We start from the raw sequence: 18,016 nt of genomic DNA, 5'->3' as shown, positions 1-18,016 counted from the left end.
GCTCGAACACGCGTTCGAGCGTGCGTGCCAGCAGTCCTGGTGCTTCCCCCACCAGACCCCGGCCACCGGCCGGGGTCTGTCCGCGGGTGCGCCGGTGGAGACAAGGAGGGGCTTCCCGTGGCGGTGGCCGACGATTTCAGCCGACCGTCCGCGACGGCGCCGGAGTACGACCGGCAGCCGCCGCAGGACGTCGCGGCGGAGCAGTCGGTGCTCGGCGGCATGCTGCTGAGCAAGGACGCGATCGCCGACGTCGTGGAGGTGCTGCACGGCGCCGACTTCTACCGCCCGGCGCACCAGGTGATCTTCGACTGCATCCTCGACCTCTACGGGCGCGGTGAGCCGGCCGACGCGATCACCGTCGCCGCCGAGCTCAACCGCACCGACCAGCTGTCGAAGATGGGTGGCGCGGTCTACCTGCACACCCTGATCGCCTCCACGCCGACGGCGGCCAACGCGGGCTACTACGCCGCGATCGTCGCCGAGCAGGCGGTGCTGCGGCGGCTGGTCGAGGCCGGGACCCGGGTCGTGCAGCTCGGCTACGGCGCGGCCGGCGGGCGCGGCGACGTCGACGACATCGTCGACCGCGCGCAGCAGGAGATCTACGACGTCACCGAGAAGCGCATGAGCGAGGACTACTCGCGCCTCGAGGACGTCCTGCAGCCGACGATGGACGAGCTCGACGCCATCGCCTCCCGCGGCGGCACCGCCCGGGGCGTCCCCACGGGAATTCGTGATCTCGATGAACTGACGAATGGTCTCCAAGCGGGACAAATGGTGGTGATCGCAGCGAGGCCTGGCGTTGGTAAGAGCACCCTTGGATTGGACATCGCGCGATCGGCCACGGTGAAGCACCACATGCCCGCCGTCATCTTCTCGCTCGAGATGAGCAAGCACGAGATCACCATGCGTCTGCTGTCGGCCGAGGCGAAGGTGCCGCTGCACCACATGCGCGCCGGCACGCTGTCGGACGAGGACTGGTCGAAGCTGGCCCGCCGGATGGGCGAGGTCGCCGACGCGCCGCTCTACATCGACGACTCGCCGAACATGACGATGATGGAGATCCGGGCGAAGGCGCGGCGGCTCAAGCAGCGCAACGACCTCAAGCTCGTGGTCATCGACTACCTCCAGCTCATGACGTCGGGAAAGCGCGTCGAGAGCCGCCAGCAGGAGGTCTCGGAGTTCTCCCGTGCGCTCAAGCTGCTGGCGAAGGAGCTCGAGGTCCCGGTCATCGCGATGTCGCAGCTCAACCGTGGTTCCGAGCAGCGTCAGGACAAGAAGCCGATGCTCTCCGACCTCCGCGAATCGGGTTCGATCGAACAGGACGCGGACATGGTCATGATGATCCACCGGGAAGACATGTACGAGAAGGAATCACCGCGAGCAGGTGAAGCGGACATCATGCTCGTGAAGCACCGGAACGGCCCGACCGCGAACGTCACCGTGGCATTCCAGGGGCACTACAGCCGCTTCGTCGACATGGCCAACTGACCCGTCCGACGCCCACCGGCCGCGCACAGCGAGGGGCCCGGGACCGTCGCGGTCCCGGGCCCCTCGCCGTCCGGTCGCCGGGCGGGCGCGCCGCCCGCCGACCGTCCGTGTCGCCGACCGCGCGGGCCGGCGCACGCAACGCCGGCGGGTGGCCCACCCTGTGACAGCTCCGGTTTGTGATGCGGGTCACCGTGGGTTACCAAGGTGCGTCCCCCACAGCTTGGAGTTCCACGTGCAGCAACGACGCTGGCACCGGGCGGCCCCTTCGGTCGTCGGTGCGCTGGCCCTCACAGCCGCCCTCTCGGTCACCGCCTCACCCGCGCTGGCCGACCCGGAGAAGCCCGAGCCGCTCTCGGTCTTCCCCTCCGACAGCCTCACCGTCCCCGACCCGGCCCAGCTGACCGGCCGCCGGGTGGACCTGCCGCTCGAGGACTGCGGCGCCCCCGTCTCCTGCGGCCTCGTCCAGCAGCTCAACCAGCTCGACGGCTTCGACCTCGACCCGCGCATCGCCATCCGGTTCAGCGGGCCCGTCGACGCGGCGCAGGTCGCCGGCCGGATCAGCGTGCAGGAGGCGCACGGCGGCTGGCGGACCGGCGTGGACCGCGTCGTCTGGGACCCGTCGACCAACACCCTCTACGCGCACCCGGCCGAGCAGCTCGCGCCGTCCACCACGTACCGCCTGCGGGTGCAGGGCGGCCCGCACGACCGGTCGGTCCAGGACACCTTCACCACCCTGAGCGCCACGGACGGGCTGCTGGACCTGCGCCGCCAGATCGACGACGGCTCGGCCTTCGCCGCCGCCGGGGTCACCCCCGGCCTGCGCGTCGACGGCGTGTTCCCCGCCACCGGCACGACCGTCTCGCTGGTGCAGGACAGCTCGACCACCGGCGCCGACACGACGGCGGTCGTCCCCGTCCCCCAGGCCGCGACGGGCGGCACGCTGGTGTTCGGGTCCTACGAGGCGCCGTCCTGGCTCCGGCCGGACGTCACCATCGCGCAGACACCGACGGAGGACGCCGGCCCGGCGCCCGTCGGGGAGGCGCGGCTGCCCTTCGTCGCCGTCCTCCCCGCCGGCCCCACCCCGCCCGGCGGCTGGCCGACGGCGGTGTTCGGTCACGGGTTCACCCGCTCGACGGCCGACGTGTTCATCGCGGCCGCCGTTCCCTCGCGCAGCGGGATCGCGACCATCGCCACCAACGTCGTCGGTCACGGCTACGGACCGGGGAGCACCTGGCAGGTCACCTCCGGTGGCACGACGACGTCCCTCCCCGCCTACGGGCGCGGTGTCGACCAGGACGGCGACGGGGCCATCGGCAGCACCGAGGGCTCCTCGGCCACCGGCGCCGCCGCCGCCCAGTCCTCCCGGGACGCGCTGCGGCAGACGAGCGCGGACGTCATGACGCTCGTGCGGTCGCTCGGCGGGACCGACGTGGACGGCGACCGCACGCCCGACCTCTCCGGCCGGGACGTGACCTACTTCGGGCAGAGCTTCGGCGGCATCTACGGCACGATGGTCACCGGCGCCGATCCGGCGATCGCCCGCTCGGTGCTCGACGTGCCCGGCGGGCCGATCACCGAGATCACCCGTCTGGGCGGGTTCCGGCCGCTGTTGACCCAGACGTTGCAGGCGGCCGGTCTGCTCAACAGCGACGACCCGACGCGGAACCACTTCCAGGAGCAGATGCCGCTGCGCGGTGAGGGCCCGGTGACGGTGACCGTGCCGGGGGCGGTGGCCATCCAGGAGTACCTGGCACGGTCGACGTGGCTGTCCCGTCCCGGCAGCCCGGAGACCTTCTCCCCGCTCATCGCGCCGGAGCGGGTGGTCTTCCAGATCGCCTTCGGTGACCGGACGGTGCCCAACCCGACGTCGTACACGGTCGTCGACGCCGGGGACCTGTGGTCGCGGACCAGCCTCTACCGCAACGACCGCACGCCGCAGGCGGGGATCGACCCGCACGGCTTCCTGCTGGACCTGGCGCAGTTCCCGGTGGCGGGCACCCAGGGCCAGACGCAGGTGGCGGCCTTCCTCGGCCGGGGCGAGGTCATCGACCCGGACCAGGGCGGGGACGTGTGGGAGGTGCCGATCAGCGACCCGGCGCTGCTGCTGGCGCTGAACTTCGACCAGCCGGCACTGCGGCCCTGACCGGCCGCTGACGCACGAGGGCCCGGGACGACGATCGTCGTCCCGGGCCCTCGTGCGTGGGAGGCGACCCCGGCGGGGTCCTGCCTCAGGCGGCCTCGGCCGCCCGGGTCAGCCGGACGCCGGCGGTCAGCTTCCGCTGCAGCGCGCGGCGCACCTTGGGCGTGCCGGTGGTCATCTTGTAGAGCACCGCGAGCTGCTGCGGCAGGTTGCGGCGGTTGGTCAGCTCCAGCCAGCCGTTGGGCAGGGACAGCCGGATGATCTTGTGCCAGGCCGAGCCGACCTGCTGCGGCAGCGGCGCCGTGTGGTAGTTCAGCCCGTAGCGGTCGAACAGGTCGCGGATCCTCGGGGCGATCTCGGCGTAGCGGTTGCTCGGCAGGTCCGGGAACAGGTGGTGCTCGATCTGGTGCGACAGGTTCCCGGTCAGGATGTGCATGACCTTGGAACCGGAGATGTTGGCCGAGCCGAGCATCTGGCGCAGGTACCACTCACCGCGGGTCTCGCCCTCGATCGACTTCTTCTCGAAGGTCTCGACGCCCTCGGGGAAGTGCCCGCACAGGATGACGGAGTTCGACCACAGGTTGCGCACGATGTTGGCGGTGAAGTTGGCCGCCAGCGTCGCGAGGAAGTTCGGGCCCGACAGCAGCGGGTGGATGACGTAGTCCTTGCGGACCTGCCGGCCGATCTTGCGCAGCACGGCCTTGGCGCGCTCCCGGAACTCCGGGTCGCCGGTCTGCTTCTTGGCGATGACGGCGCCCAGCTCCAGGTCGTACGCGGCGATCCCGTACTCGAAGAAGCAGGCGTTGATGAAGCTCCACAGCGGCTGGCCGAGGTGGAAGGGCTGCCACGGCTGGTCCTCGTCGACGCGCATGATGCCGTAGCCGAGGTCGTTGTCCTTGCCGATCACGTTCGTGTACGTGTGGTGCATCTCGTTGTGCGAGTGCTTCCACTGGTCGGCCGGGCTGGCCATGTCCCACTCCCACGTCGTGGAGTGGATCTTCGGGTCGCGCATCCAGTCCCACTGCCCGTGCAGGATGTTGTGCCCGATCTCCATGTTCTCGAGGATCTTGGCGATCGAGAGGCCGACCGTCCCGGCGATCCAGGCCGGCGGGAAGCCGGAGGCGAGCAGGACGGCGCGGCTGCCGAGCTCGATCTTGCGGTGCACGTCGATGACCTTGCGGATGTAGCGCGCGTCGGACTCGCCGCGGCTGTCGACCACGGTCTGGCGGATCTCGTCGAGCTCCTTGCCGATGAGCTCGACGTCCTCGGGGGTGAGGTGCTCGATCGGGTTGTCGGCCTTCTTCTGCAGGACGGTCACGTGGTGCGGCTCCTCTGGTCGGGAAGCGGTCAGTGGTCGATGTCGCAGGCGCCGGCGGCGGCGCTGATGCAGGTCTGGACGAGCACGCCGTCACCGGGGACGGCGGTGGTCACCTCGCCGGTGCGCAGGTCCCGGACGGCGCCCTCGCGCAGCGGGAGGACGCAACCGAAGCAGATGCCCATGCGGCACCCGCTGGGCATGAGGACGCCGGCCTCCTCGGCGGCGTCGAGGATCGGGGTGGCGCCGTCGGCCTCGAGCGAGGTCCCCTTCTTCGTGAAGGTCACCGTGCCGCCCTCGCCGGTCACCAGGACCGTGGGGCGGAACCGCTCGGTGTGGAGCCGGTCGGCGATGCCGGCAGCCGCCCAGTGCTCCTCGAGTGCCTCGAGCATGCCGACCGGCCCGCAGGCCCAGGTGGCCCGCTCGGCGAGGTCGGGGACGAGCCCGGCGAGCGCGGCGGGGTCGAGCAGGCCGGCGGTGTCGGTGTGCTGCTCGACCAGCCGGATGCGGCCCTCGGCGGCGAGCTGCCGCAGCTCGGCGCCGAAGACGACGTCGTCGGCCGTCGGTGCGGAGTGCACCAGGACGACGTCGGTCAGCTCCGGGTGGTTGCGCAGCATGCCCATGACCGGGGTGATGCCGGAGCCGGCGGTGACGAACAGGGCCTTGCCGGGCCGCTGGTCCGGCAGGCAGAACTCCCCGGTGGCCTGGTCGAGCTGCACGATGGTGCCCGGCTGGGCACGGCGGACCAGGTGGTTGCTCACCTTGCCGTCGGGGATGGCCTTGACGGTGACGGTGAAGCAGCCGTCGGTGCGGCCCAGGTCCGAGGTGACCGAGTAGGCGCGCCACATGCGGACGCCGTCGACGTCGATGCCGATGCGCACGTACTGGCCGGGCCGGTGCGGCTGCCAGTCGGCGCCCGGGCGGATGACGATCGTGGCCGCGTCGCGCGTCTCGGGGACCACGGCCTCGATGCGGCCGCGCAGGTCGGCGCCGGCGCGCAGCGGGTTGACCAGGTCGAGGTAGTCGGCCGGCAGCAACGGCGTCGTCGCCAGCTCGGCCAGACGCAGTGCGCGATCGCGCAGTGACCTCAGGGCCGGCAGCGACCTCGGGGCCCGGCGGGCCGAGGACGGTCGCGGAACGGTCGTGGTCATACCTCGATGGTTCCCTGCCTGGCGCGCAATCACCTGTGCCCTGGACGTGAACGTCACGCCGGATACTGTTCGCCGGGGACAAGTTCGGTCACGGGGAGGTCTCATGGCGCCGGAGGACGGCACCTTCGCCGCGGAGGTGGCGGCGGCGATGCGCGCCGAGCTGCCCTCGGTCGCCGCGCGGACCGTGGCCGCCATCGTCGTCGAGGTGCCCAGCTACACCGAGGCCTTCAGCGGCCCCATGGGCCGCAAGATCGAGAACGCCGTCCAGATGGCGCTCGGCGCCTTCCTCGAACTGGCGACGGCGACCGGCGGCGCGGACGCCAGCCGGCCGATCGCCCCGGCCATCGAGGGCGCCTACGCGCTGGGGCGGGGTGAGGCCCGCACCGGCCGGTCGATGGACGCCCTGCTGGCCGCCTACCGGGTGGGCGCGCGGGTGGCCTGGCGGCACATGAGCGAGACGGCGGTGGCGGCCGGCATGCCCGCCGGGTCGCTGGCGCACTTTGCCGAGCTGGTGTTCGCCTACATCGACCAGCTCTCGGCGGCCAGCGCCTCCGGGCACGCCGACCACCTGGCCACCAGCGGCCGCGTGCGACGCCGGCACCTGGAGCGGCTGGCCGAGCTGCTGCTCGCCGGCGCGCCGCCCTACGAGCTGCACCCCGTCGCCGAGCGGGCGGACTGGACGCCGCCGCGGACCCTCACCGCGGTGCTGCTGCCCGAGGAACGGGCCCGCGACGCGCTGGCGGTGCTCGACGCGCGCACGCTGCAGGCCGGTGAGGACCTGCCCGGCGCCGAGCCGTCGGCCGAGCGCGCCGTCCTGCTGGTGCCCGACGCCGAGGGGTTCGCGCGGGCGGCGCTGCTGCGGTCACTGGCCCGCCGGGAGGCCGTCGTCGGGCCGGCGCGGCCGTGGCAGGACGCGCGGTCGTCGTACTCGCGGGCGCTGCGGGCGCTGCAGCTGGGCCTCGAGCGCGACGGCGACGTCCCGGTCGACACCGAGCTGCGGCTGGCCGACCTCGTGCTGCGTGCCGACGGCGAGGCGCTGGCCGACCTGCGCGCCCAGGTCCTCGCGCCGCTGGACGACCTGGGCCCCGGGCCGCGGGAGAAGCTGCTGGAGACGCTGCGCTCCTGGCTGCTGCACCACGGCCGCCGCGAGCAGGTGGCCACCGAGCTGTTCGTGCACCCGCAGACGGTCCGCTACCGCATGGGCCAGCTGCGCGACCTGTTCGGCGCCCGCCTCGACGACCCGCAGACCGTCCTGGAGCTCACGCTGGCCCTCGGCGTCCGCTGACCGCAGCACGCAGCCGACTCGCACGGAGGTCACAGGGAGTTCCCAGCCGGGCGCCCGAGCCTCGTCCTCAGCGGCACCGGTCCGGAGCCGCGGAGCCGAGGAGGTCCCTCATGTACCCCAGCACCGAGCGCCGCGTCGCCGGGCGCCGTGTCCCCCAGCGTCGTGTCCCCGAGCGCTCCCGGACCGAGCGCACGGGCCGGCACGCCTGGGTCCGCACCGTGCGCCGTCCCCTCCCCGAGCTCACCGCCGACGTCGCCGTCCAGGTGGCCGCCGCCGCGGTGGCCGTGCTGCCCGGCGCGTCCGTCGAGTGGCTCGAGGTCGACGGCTCGGGCCTGTACGAGGCGCACCTGCTCTCGGCCGAGGGCCAGGCGGTCGTCGTCCACCTCGACGCCGACCTCACCGTCGTCGGCTGGCTGGCCGAGGTGGGCTGATCCTCAGGCGGGGCGCAGGACGGCGACGAGGAAGTCCGACGCCGCGGTGAACGGGTGCAGGTGCCAGCTCGACAGGAGCAGGTCCGGCTCGAGCCCAGCGGCGCGCGCGTCGGCGAGGAAGTCGTCGAAGGCGTAGTCGCGGCCCGCGCCGAAGCCGACGACGGCCCGGCCGCCGGCCGCCAGGTGGGCGCGGAACCGGCGCAGCACCTCCCCGCGGGTGCTCGGCGCGAGGAACGTGACGACGTTGCCCGCGCAGACGACCGCGTCGAACCGGTCGGGCAGGTCGAGCTCGGCCAGGTCACCGACCAGCCAGCGCGGCCCCGGGTGGTCCTCCTCGGCCGCGGCGATCAGCACCGGGTCGACGTCCACGCCGACGACGTCGTGCCCCACCGCGGCGAGGTGCCCGCCCACGCGCCCCGGGCCGCACCCGGCGTCGAGCACGCGCGACCGGCGCGGCAGCATCGCGTCGACCAGCCGCGCCTCGCCGACGATGTCCGTGCCACCCGCGGCCAGTGTCCGGAACCGCTGCACGTAGGCCGCCGAGTGGCCGGGGTCGGCCTGCGTCATCCGCACCCACGCGCTCGGTTCCGTCATGCCCCCATCGTCGCCGTCCGCCACTCCGGCGGGTCGCCCGGGTGCAGCGCCGGGTCGTCGGCGGCCAGCGTGCGCACCGGCCCGGGCGCCGTCAGCGGACCCTCGAAGCGGACGGTGACCCGGCCCAGGCCGCGGCCCCACACCCAGCCGGGTCCCAGCTCGTCGTGGACGACGTCCTGCCCGGGCCACCAGCGGCGCTCGGCGGGGGGCAGCGGCTCGGCCGGCTCCTCGGCGACGGCGGCCGGCTCGGCCTGCGCCGCCTCCTCGGGCGGGGCGTCCTCGACGTCGAGGGCGAACAGGTCGCCCTGGGCGTACTGCGACAGCCCCGAGACGCCGACGCCCAGCAGCCGCAGCCCCCCGCCGGTGCCGGCCTCCACCAGCAGCCGCCGCGCGATCGAGGCCACCTGGCGGGCGTCGTCGGTGGGCTGCGGCAGCGTCTGCGAGCGGGTGATCGTCGTGAAGTCGTAGCGGCGCAGCTTCAGGGTCACCGTCCGCCCCGACAGCGCCGAGGCGCGCAGCCGGGTGCCCACCCGCGTGGCCATCGCGTCGATGAGCCGGTTGAGCCGGGACAGGTCGGTGAGGTCGCGCTCGAAGGTCTCCTCCTGCGAGACCGACTTCGCCTCCCGCTCGGCGACCACGGGCCGGTCGTCCTCGGCGCGGGCCAGCTGGTACAGCCCGGTGCCGTGCGCCCGGCCGGCCAGCGCGACCAGGTCCGGCAGCGACTTGCGGGCCAGGTCGGACACCGTCTTCACGCCCACCTGGTGCAGCCGCTCGGCCGTCGCCGGGCCGACGCCGCCGAGCCGGGTGACCGGCAGGGGGTGCAGGACGTCGAGCTCCGACCCCGGCGGGACGACGACGAGGCCGTCGGGCTTGTCCAGGTCGGAGGCGATCTTGGCCATGAGCTTGGAGCTGCCGATCCCGACCGAGCCGGTGACCCCGCCGGTGGCCGCGGCGATCCGCTCCTTGAGGCCCCGGGCCAGCGCGGTCACGCCGTCCACCGACAGGTCGAGCCCGGGACCGGCGGCGAGGTCGACGTAGGCCTCGTCGATCGACACCGGCTCGACCAGCGGCGACAGCTCGCGCAGCAGCGCCATGACCACGTCCGACGTCCGCCGGTAGGCGCCGAACCGGCCGCCGAGGAACGCCGTCCCCGAGGGGCAGCGGCGGCGCGCCTCCGCCGTCGGCATCGCCGAGCGCGCCCCGTAGGCGCGCGCCTCGTAGGACGCCGTGGCGACCACGCCGCGCCCGCCCACACCGCCGACGACGACCGGCCGGCCGCGCAGCGAGGGCTTGTCGCGCTGCTCGACCGCGGCGAAGAACGCGTCCAGGTCCAGGTGCAGGACGCTCGCCTCCCGCCGCACCCCCCGATCATCCCCGGCCCGCCGGGCTCGTTGCCGGTCCGCCTCGCGCGGGGGAGGCTCACCCGGGTGACGCGGGGGGACGGCGATCGGCAGGCCGCCTTCGACGCCGCGTACGCCGCCGCCCTGGCCCGCTGGCCGGTGCCGGTGCAGTCCCGCGACGTCGGGTCGCGGTGGGGCCGCACCCACGTGCTGGTGAGCGGCTCGGCGGAGGCCCCGCCGCTGGTGCTGGTGCCCGGAGGTGGGGCGACGGCGCTGGCCTGGGCGGGCGCCGTGCGGCTGCTGGCGGCGGTCCGCCGGGTGTACGTCCTCGACCCGATCGGCGACGCCGGCCGCAGCACCGCGACGACGCCGCTGGCCGCCGCGGACGACGTCACGGGCTGGCTCGGGGAGACCCTCGACGGGCTGGGGCTCGACGCGGTCGACCTGGCCGGGCACAGCTACGGCGGGTGGCAGGCGCTGACCTTCGCGCTCGACCGTCCCGGCCGGGTCCGCCGCCTGGCGCTGGTCGACCCCACGACCACGTTCACCGGCTTCTCCCCCGGCTACCTGCTGCACGCGGTGCCGGTCCTGGCCCGGCCCACGGCCGCCCGGATGCGGGCGCTGGTGCGCTGGGAGACCGCCGGCCGGCCGGTGGACGACGCCTGGCTCGCGGTGGCCGCCGCCGGGGCGGAGCTGCCCGTGGCGCCGCCGGTGCGCACCCGCCGTCCCGACCCGGCCCGGCTGGCCGCCCTCGCCGTCCCGACGCTGGTCGTCGCCGCGGGGGCCGGCCGGGCGCAGGACCCGCGCCACGTGGCCCGCCGCGCCGCGGAGGTCATGCCGCGGGCGACGGTCGCCACGGTCGCGGGCGTCACGCACCACTCCCTCCCGGCCGGCGCCGAGCAGATGGTCACCGAGTTCCTGCGCTGACCGCGGCCGGCGCAGGCCCGCTCGTGGTGCCCCGGGGGCCAGGATGGGCGTGCACCAAGGCCGCCCCCGTCCGAGGAGGTCCGCGCAGGTGACGACCAACCGGGAGATCGTGACCGCCGCCTTCGAGGCGTGGGCACGCGGCGAGGGGCACGTGTCGCGCATCTTCCCCGAGGACACGACCTGGGAGATCACCGGCCGTTCCGCGGGGGCCGGGAGGTACACCAGCGCGCAGCAGTTCACCGACGAGGTGCTGCGGCCCTTCGGCGCACGGTTCCGGCCGGAGACGCCGTTCCGGCCGGTCGACGTCCGGCGCGTCCACGCCGACGGGGACACCGTCGTCGTCGTGTGGGACGGCGAGGGCACCACGACGGCGGGGACCACCTACCGCAACACCTACGCCTGGTTCCTGACGCTGCGCGAGGGCCTGGTCGTCGACGGCACGGCCTTCTACGACAGCCTGGCGTTCGACGAGCTGTGGCAGGGCGTGTCCCCGGACGGTGCGCAGGCGACGTAGCCCCGCGGCGTCGGCGCACCCACGGCGGCGCGTGCGCGGTCCGGGTCCGCCGTCACCCGCGCCGGAGCCGGTGCACCACCACGGCGGCGTCGTCGAGCGCCAGCGGGACCGACCGCACCGTCGAGCGTGGATGGCGTGACCGGTCGCTCAGGCGTCGGTGAGCGCGGCGGGCGGCAGCCAGTCGGCGTCGAGGAGCTCGGCGACCTCCTGCAGGGAGGAGGTGTCCGCGCCCGCCGTCGACCCGCTCACCGCCAGCCGCTCGACCATCACCCGGGCCACCTGCTCCTCCACGGTGTCCGCGGCGAAGGCCACCCGCCACGGCGAGACCTGGCCGTCGCGGTGGGTGCGGCCGGTGACCTGGCGGGCCTGGATGCCGGAGAAGCGGGGCTGGTGGAACAGCCCGACCCGCGGCGTGGTGGAGGCGGTGGCGCCGCCGGGCAGCAGCTCGCCGGCGTGCAGGCTGATCGACGCGGTCACCGTGAACACGCAGACCGGCGCGGCGCCGGTCTGGAAGCGCAGCCGCTCGGCCTCGACGTCGAAGCGGTCGCGGCCGTAGATGCTCGCGACGGCGATGCCGGAGTCGAGCAGCGCCTCGCGGATCGGGTCGGCCGCGGTCTCCACGAACTCGACCGACACCGCGACCTGCCGCTCGGCCTCGACCTGCGCCCTGACCCAGTCGACGGTGGCCTGTGCGCGGATCAGCCCGGCCTTCTGGCGGAAGCGGAGCAGCGCGGCCCGGCCGCGGGCGCTCTGCCGTGCCCTCCGGGCCAGCTGCATCTCGGCCCGGAACTCCTGCCAGCCCGACTCGTAGGCGCCCCTCTCGGCCGGTGTCAGCGCGACCGGCGTCCCGGTGACCGACACCGGACCCCAGGGCGCCGGGCGGTGCAGCATCGCGGGCGGGTCGCCGTCGGTGAGCCAGCCCTGCAGGCGGGCGAGGTCGGCGCGGCGCTCGTCGGCGTCCTCGGTCCACGCCCAGCCGTAGCGGCCGCGTTCCACGTGGAACGAGTGCTCGGCGAGCCTGGCCGGCAGGTCGGCCCACGCGCGCAGCGGCTCGCCGTGCCGGTGGGCGAACTGGGGTGCGAGGTAGGGCAGCTCCAGCGGCGTGTGCGCCGGGGTCGCCGTCGCGGCGATGACGAAGGGCACGTCCTTCGCCCTGGCGCCGCCGGAGACGGCCGTCCAGTGTCTCCACCGCTGTGTCGTCGTGTGCCGGACCATGTGCGCCTCGTCGGCGATCACGACGTCGAACCGGAGCTTGCCGACCTTCGCCAGCCGGTCCCAGGTGGTGACGCACCAGCGCAGGCCGCCGTCGCCGAAACCGGCGATCGAGCGGGTCCAGTGCGGGATGGTGATGGCCGCCGGCCGGTCGGCGACGACGAGCACGCGGTCGCCGCCGCGCAGCTCGCAGATCTCCCGGGCGGCCAGGACGGCGGTGCCGGTCTTGCCGACGCCGGGGTCGTCGCCGAGCAGGAAGACCCGGTGCCCGGCCGCGGCGGAGGCGACCACCGCCTCCGCGCCGGTGCACTGCTCCTCGCGCGGCACCATCGGCCGCCCCTCCGGCACCGGGCGCGGCGCCGCGTTGAGCTCGTCCTCGAGGTGGCGCTCGAGGGTGTACGGCGGGGGGTCGTAGGGGGCCAGCTCCGGGGGCAGCTCCCGGCCGACCCACACGTGCGCCTGCAGGCCGGCGTGCCAGACCGCGCCCGGTGCCGGCGCGCGGAACGGGACGGCGAGCACCCACACCCGCTCGCCCGGCCCGGCGGTGGGCAGGTCGGGCGCGGGCGGGCGCGCCGGTGACCGGCGGCGGGTCGCCGTCCGTCGTCTCGGAGTGGTGCTGGCGGCGCGGCGCCGTCCGGGCATGGGTGGGACCTCCCCGTCGTCCCGGGCACGGTAGGTCGCGCGACGCCGGGGATCTGGTGGAATCGCCGGATGACCGCCGACGCGCCCTCCGACGAGCGGCTGGCCGCACGCACCGTGGGCGAGGCCGGCCCGCGCGTGGTGTTCGTGCACGGGCTGTTCGGCCAGGGCAAGAACTGGACGACGGCGGCCAAGGGCCTCGCCGACGGGCACCGCGTCACGCTGCTGGACCTGCCCAACCACGGGCACTCGCCGTGGACCGAGCGGGTCGACTACCTCGACATGGCGCAGATGGTCGCCGACGAGCTGGAGACCCTGGGCGAGCCCGTGACGCTGGTCGGGCACTCGATGGGCGGCAAGGTGGCGATGCAGCTGGCGCTGCGCCGGCCGGAGCTGCTGCGCGCGCTGGTGGTCGTGGACATCGCACCGGTGGAGTACCCGCTCACCGGCGGCCGCACGGACGACGACGACGAGGAGGCCTCGCCCTTCGGCGCGTTCATCGCGGCGATGCGGGCGGTGGACCTCGGTGCCCTGCGCACCCGCGAGGACGCCGACCGGGCGCTGCGGGAGGCGGTGCCGAGCCGGATGGTGCGGTCGTTCCTGCTGCAGAGCCTGGTCCGCGAGGGCGTCGGTTCCGGCCGCTGGCGGTGGCGGCTGAACCTGGAGACGCTCGAGCGCGACCTCGGCGAGCTGCGCGGCTTCCCCGACCCGCCGCCGGGCGCCACCTTCGACGGCCCCGTGCTGTGGGTCGCCGGCGCGAAGAGCCACTACGTGCTGCCCGGCGACCGCGAGCGGATGGACGCGCTGTTCCCCTCGACCCGGCTGGTCAAGGTCAAGAACGCCGGCCACTGGGTGCACTCCGAGCAGCCCGAGGTCTTCCTCGAGACGCTGCGCCGCTTCCTGGACGCCGTCGAGGAGGGGCAGTAGACCTGCCCGTCCTGGATGTGCATGTGCGCCACATGCAGGTGCATGTGCTGCGCATGTACGGTGGGCGCGTGGCCAGGATGCTGCAGGTCCGCAACGTCCCGGACGACCTCCACGCGACCCTGCGGGCGCGGGCCGCGGCGAGCGGGCTGAGCCTCTCGGAGTACGTGCTCCGCGAGCTGCAGACGGTCGCCGCGCGGCCGAGCAAGGCCGAGGTCCTCGCCCGCGCGGCGCGACGCGGCGGGCGGATGTCGTTCGACGACGCCGTCGCTGCGATCTCCGCAGAGCGACCGGATGAGAGGTGATCGTCGTCGTCGACGCGTCGGTCCTCGTGCCCGCCCTGGTCGACGACGGCGGGTCCGGGGCCCTCGCCCGTGAGCGGCTCCTCGCCGCGGACGTGCACGTCCCGGCGCTGGCGGACGTGGAGGTCCTCTCCGCCGTCCGGCGCGCGGTCCTCGCCGGCCGGCTCCCTGCCCAGCGCGGCGCCGAGGCCCTGCAGGACTGGAGCGAGTTGACGGTGGAGCGGTACCCGCACCTCCCGCTCCTCGGCCGGGCCTGGCAGCTGCGGGACTCCGTCAGCGCCTACGACGCCCAGTACGTCGCGCTCGCCGAGCTCCTCGACGTCCCGCTGGTCACCGCCGACGGACGGCTGGCACGCGCACCGGGACTGCGCTGCCCCGTCGACCTCCTGTCCTGACGGCGGGCGGCACCTCCCCGGCCTGTCCCGGTCAGGAGAACAGGCCGCGGATGTCGTCGGCGGTCAGCGGTCCGGTCAGCGCGCCGTCGTCATCCAGGACCCGGGCGAACAGGTCGCGCTTGCGCTCCTGCAGGGCCACGACCTTCTCCTCGATGGTGTCCGCCGCCACCAGCCGGTACACCATCACGGTCCTGTCCTGGCCGATGCGGTGCGCACGGTCGATCGCCTGGGCCTCCACCGCCGGGTTCCACCAGGGGTCGAGGACGTACACGTAGTCGGCCTCGGTGAGGTTGAGCCCCGAGCCGCCGGCCTTGAGGCTGATCAGGAACACCGGCGCGCGGCCGCTGCGGAACTCCTCGATGCGCTGCGCGCGGTCGCGGGTGCGGCCGTCGAGGTAGGCGTGGGCCACGCCGTGCGCGTCGAGGCGGTCGCGGACGGTGCGCAGGAACCGGGTGAACTGGCTGAACACCAGCACGCGGTGTCCCTCGGACACCACCTCCTGCACGTGCTCGAGGAAGGCGTCGGCCTTGCTCGACGGGATGCCGGTGGAGGCGTCGTCGACCAGCGCGGGGTCGAGGGCCAGCTGCCGCAGCAGGGTCAGCGACCGGAAGATGGTGAACCGGTTCTTCTGCAGGTCGTCGACGAGGCCGAGCACCGTGCGCCGCTCCCGCTGCAGGTGGGTGTCGTAGACCTTGCGGTGCCGTGGGTCGAGCACCACCTCGAGCACCTGCTCCTGCTTGGGCGGCAGCTCGGCGGCGACCTGCTCCTTGGTGCGCCGGAGCACCAGCGGGCGGATCCGGCGGCGCAGGGTCTCCAGCGCGGCCGGGTCGCCGCCGCGCTCGATCGGCGTCCGGTAGTGCTCGGTGAAGCGCTTCGGGTCGGGGAACAGGCCCGGCGCGACGATCGAGAGCATCGACCACAGGTCCATCAGGCTGTTCTCCAGCGGCGTGCCGGTGATCGCCAGCTTGAACCGGGCGGGCAGCCGCCGCGCGGCGGCGTAGGTGCGGGCCGTGTGGTTCTTGACGAACTGGGCCTCGTCGAGGACCAGGCCGCTCCACGGCAGCGCGCCGTAGGCCCCCTCGTCCAGGCGCAGCAGCGTGTAGGTGGTGATCACCAGGTCGGCGCCGGCGACCACCTCGGCGAGCGGCATCCGGAGCTTCCGGCCGGTCGACTCGACCACCCGGACGGTGAGGCCGGGAGCGAACCGGGCCGCCTCGCGCGCCCAGTTCGACACCACGCTCGTCGGCGCGACCACGAGGACGGGCGCGGTCAGGGTGCCGGCCTCCTGCGCCCGGCACAGCACGGCGAGCGTCTGCAGGGTCTTGCCCAGCCCCATGTCGTCGGCGAGCACGCCGCCGAGCCCGGCGTCCCACAGGCAGGCCAGCCACCGGAGACCCTCGAGCTGGTAGGGCCGCAGCTGCGCGTCCAGGCCCGCCGGGACGGGCGGTGGGGTGGCCGTGTCGAGCCCGAGCAGGCCCTGGACGTCGCGTGCCCACCGCTCGCTCTGCTCGGCCACCACCCCGAGTTCGACCAGTTCCTCCCACAGCCCGGCCTGGTAGCGGCTGATCCGCAGCCCGGGACCGTCGGCGTCCTGCAGGTCACGCGCCTCGTCGATCAGGCGGCGCAGCCGGTCGAACTCGGGGCGGCGGACGTCGAACCAGGTGCCGCTGGGCAGCACCAGGTGGCTCTCACCCGCGGCCAGCGTGACGAAGAGCAGGGCGAACGGCACCTCCTCGTCGTCGACGGTGACCGTGACGCCGAGGTCGAACCAGTCGTTGTCCGCCCCGTCGGTCGCGGAGACGTGCACGACGGGCGACGAGCCGGTGTGCCGGTAGTCCGGCGGGTCGCCGGTGACCTCGACGACGACCCCGGCCTCGCACAGCGCGGGCACCACCTCGGTGGCGAGGACGACGGTGTCCATGCCCTGCAGCTGCGCGGTCGGGACCAGCCGGCGCCGCGGTGCTGCGGACAGGCACAGCCCGGGCACCCGGTCGACGGCGTCCGGCAGCTGCCGGACCAACCGCTCCTCCGCCGAGGGATCCCGCACGGGGTCGTGGGCGGCGCCGGCTCCCCCGGCCCACGGCAGCCGGCGGTCCTCCTCGCCGACGCGGTAGAGCACCGACCAGGTCGACGTCGCCCGGTGGCCGCCGGCGTGGGTGATCTGCAGGCACAGCCGGGGCGGGAGGACCTCCGGCAGCGCCACGGAGCCGTCGGAGGACCCCACGGCCACCGTGCGGCGCACGGCCGGGTAGAAGTCGGCGAGGAACCGGTCGACGTCGCCGCGGGGCACCGTCACGGCGGGGCCACGGAACAGCGGTGCGGCCCGGCGGTCCACCCGGTCCAGCGGGACGAGCAGCAACCCGCCGTCGGGGACGAGCCCGGCGGGGAGCCCCGGGGCGCCGGACGCGAGGACGGCGCCGTGCGGCGGATCGCCCAGCAGGCCCACCTCGTCGGCCGGCAGCGGCAGGTCGCCACCGGCCGGGAGCGCGAGGACCGGGCGGATCCGCAGGGCGGTGTCGTCGTAGCGCAGGTCGACCGCGAGCCGCGCCGGTCCGCCGGCCAGCCGCACGGGCGCGCCGCTGCTCGTCAGCATCGGCACGCCCGCACCGGCGACCTGCCGCAGGGCCGGCCACAGCTCGGGTCCGAAGTCGTCGAGGAGCACCGGCGGCTCGCCGGACCAGTAGCCGTAGGACCCGGCGCCGCCGTCGGCCAGCTGGTGCGCGCGGTACAGGACCGTCAGCGCGCCGGCGTGGTCGGGATCGCGGCGGCCGAGCGAGCCGTACTCCAGTGTCCGCCAGGACACCCCGCTGCGGATCCAGCGGCCCCTGGCGCCCGGGACGACGGGGCGCAGCCGGACGGCACGCCGCGGCCCGGTCCCCGAGACCTCGAACTGCAGGCCGATGGACGTGCCCCGCTGGTCCGCCGACGGCGCCGGGGCGACCAGTGGAGCCAGGGCCCGTTCCCAGTCGGGCGTCGCCGTGACGGCCGTCCTCGGCGGGCCGGGCAGCGCCTCCCGCGCGACCAGGAGGAGGGCGGCCACGTGCTTGCAGTCGTCACCGACCGGGCAGCTGCACTCACCCCACCAGCGCGCCGCGTCCCCACCCCACTCGGCGACGGTCCGGTAGACGCCACCCTGCCCGGCCACCTGGCCACTGACCTCGTCCAGATGGTGGACCACCAGGGACACGCGGCCTTCACGGGCGTAGGCGGCGCCGCGCCGGAACGTCGCGTCGCCGACCGAGCGCCGGATGACGGCGTCGGTCAGCCTGGGCCGCAGGTCCTCGAACACGCGACCGAGGCTAGGAGCGCGGGCCGACGCCGGTCACGGTTCCGAGGGCTTCTGTCGCCGGCCTGTGGAC

At 74.7% G+C, this 18,016-nt stretch carries 15 protein-coding genes; 9 read left to right on the top strand and 6 right to left on the bottom strand.

The window, feature by feature from the left end:
• Positions 1-117 precede the first annotated feature (117 nt).
• On the top strand, positions 118-1,488 hold the full coding sequence (gene dnaB, locus JOD57_RS12065) for a replicative DNA helicase (protein ID WP_204692253.1): 1,371 nt from the start codon (positions 118-120) through the stop codon (positions 1,486-1,488).
• Positions 1,489-1,720: 232 nt separating this feature from the next.
• Complete coding sequence (locus JOD57_RS12060; protein ID WP_204692252.1) at positions 1,721-3,631, top strand: Ig-like domain-containing protein; 1,911 nt, start codon at positions 1,721-1,723, stop codon at positions 3,629-3,631.
• A gap of 85 nt (positions 3,632-3,716) precedes the next feature.
• Here JOD57_RS12060 and JOD57_RS12055 read toward each other — a convergent pair whose 3' ends face one another.
• Positions 3,717-4,946: a fatty acid desaturase family protein gene (locus JOD57_RS12055; RefSeq protein ID WP_204692251.1), complete on the bottom strand. Its 1,230-nt coding sequence runs from the start codon at positions 4,944-4,946 to the stop codon at positions 3,717-3,719.
• A gap of 29 nt (positions 4,947-4,975) precedes the next feature.
• A complete protein-coding gene (locus JOD57_RS12050; RefSeq protein ID WP_204692250.1) occupies positions 4,976-6,094 on the bottom strand; it encodes a ferredoxin reductase in 1,119 nt (372 codons plus the stop codon).
• A 103-nt stretch (positions 6,095-6,197) separates the two neighbouring features.
• Here JOD57_RS12050 and JOD57_RS12045 point away from each other — a divergent pair, with 103 nt between their 5' ends.
• Positions 6,198-7,379 carry a PucR family transcriptional regulator gene (locus JOD57_RS12045; RefSeq protein ID WP_204692249.1) on the top strand — a complete coding sequence of 394 codons (1,182 nt, stop codon included), beginning with the start codon at positions 6,198-6,200 and terminating at the stop codon, positions 7,377-7,379.
• Between the two features lie 110 nt (positions 7,380-7,489).
• Positions 7,490-7,810, top strand: coding sequence for a hypothetical protein (locus JOD57_RS12040; protein ID WP_204692248.1), 321 nt, complete (start codon positions 7,490-7,492; stop codon positions 7,808-7,810).
• Positions 7,811-7,813: 3 nt separating this feature from the next.
• Here JOD57_RS12040 and JOD57_RS12035 read toward each other — a convergent pair whose 3' ends face one another.
• Together JOD57_RS12035 and JOD57_RS12030 are read right to left on the bottom strand one after the other, a co-directional pair.
• Positions 7,814-8,404, bottom strand: a complete 591-nt coding sequence (locus tag JOD57_RS12035; protein ID WP_204692247.1) for a class I SAM-dependent methyltransferase — start codon at positions 8,402-8,404, stop codon at positions 7,814-7,816.
• Positions 8,401-9,765 carry a DNA polymerase IV gene (locus tag JOD57_RS12030; RefSeq protein ID WP_204692246.1) on the bottom strand — a complete coding sequence of 455 codons (1,365 nt, stop codon included), beginning with the start codon at positions 9,763-9,765 and terminating at the stop codon, positions 8,401-8,403. The genes JOD57_RS12035 and JOD57_RS12030 overlap by 4 nt, the downstream gene beginning before the upstream one ends.
• A gap of 66 nt (positions 9,766-9,831) precedes the next feature.
• On the opposite strand from JOD57_RS12030, the gene JOD57_RS12025 reads away from it, so the two are divergent.
• Positions 9,832-10,671 carry an alpha/beta fold hydrolase gene (locus tag JOD57_RS12025; RefSeq protein WP_204692245.1) on the top strand — a complete coding sequence of 280 codons (840 nt, stop codon included), beginning with the start codon at positions 9,832-9,834 and terminating at the stop codon, positions 10,669-10,671.
• A gap of 88 nt (positions 10,672-10,759) precedes the next feature.
• Positions 10,760-11,185: a nuclear transport factor 2 family protein gene (locus tag JOD57_RS12020; RefSeq protein ID WP_204692244.1), complete on the top strand. Its 426-nt coding sequence runs from the start codon at positions 10,760-10,762 to the stop codon at positions 11,183-11,185.
• Between the two features lie 147 nt (positions 11,186-11,332).
• On the opposite strand, the gene JOD57_RS12015 is transcribed toward JOD57_RS12020, so the two are convergent.
• A complete protein-coding gene (locus JOD57_RS12015; RefSeq protein ID WP_239568410.1) occupies positions 11,333-13,039 on the bottom strand; it encodes a DEAD/DEAH box helicase in 1,707 nt (568 codons plus the stop codon).
• Between the two features lie 69 nt (positions 13,040-13,108).
• Between JOD57_RS12015 and JOD57_RS12010 the strand changes: the two genes are divergently transcribed.
• The 3 genes from JOD57_RS12010 to JOD57_RS12000 all read left to right on the top strand — a co-directional run bounded on the left by JOD57_RS12010 (position 13,109) and on the right by JOD57_RS12000 (position 14,657).
• A complete protein-coding gene (locus JOD57_RS12010; protein WP_204692243.1) occupies positions 13,109-13,963 on the top strand; it encodes an alpha/beta fold hydrolase in 855 nt (284 codons plus the stop codon).
• 77 nt (positions 13,964-14,040) lie between these two features.
• Positions 14,041-14,265 (top strand): FitA-like ribbon-helix-helix domain-containing protein, encoded by a 225-nt coding sequence (locus JOD57_RS12005; RefSeq protein ID WP_204694806.1) that lies wholly within the window; start codon positions 14,041-14,043, stop codon positions 14,263-14,265.
• Positions 14,262-14,657, top strand: coding sequence for a type II toxin-antitoxin system VapC family toxin (locus tag JOD57_RS12000; RefSeq protein WP_204692242.1), 396 nt, complete (start codon positions 14,262-14,264; stop codon positions 14,655-14,657). Before JOD57_RS12005 ends, JOD57_RS12000 begins: the two co-directional genes overlap by 4 nt.
• 31 nt (positions 14,658-14,688) lie before the next feature.
• Here the strand turns inward: JOD57_RS12000 and JOD57_RS11995 are convergent, their stop codons facing one another.
• Entirely contained in the window at positions 14,689-17,946 is a 3,258-nt protein-coding gene (locus tag JOD57_RS11995; protein WP_204692241.1) for a DEAD/DEAH box helicase, read from the bottom strand.
• Positions 17,947-18,016 lie beyond the last annotated feature (70 nt).

The sequence above is a fragment of the Geodermatophilus bullaregiensis genome, assembly GCF_016907675.1.
Lineage (GTDB): Bacteria > Actinomycetota > Actinomycetes > Mycobacteriales > Geodermatophilaceae > Geodermatophilus > Geodermatophilus bullaregiensis.
The sequence above is the reverse complement of the archived record's forward strand: the minus strand, read 5'-3'. Positions and strand labels throughout refer to the sequence as shown.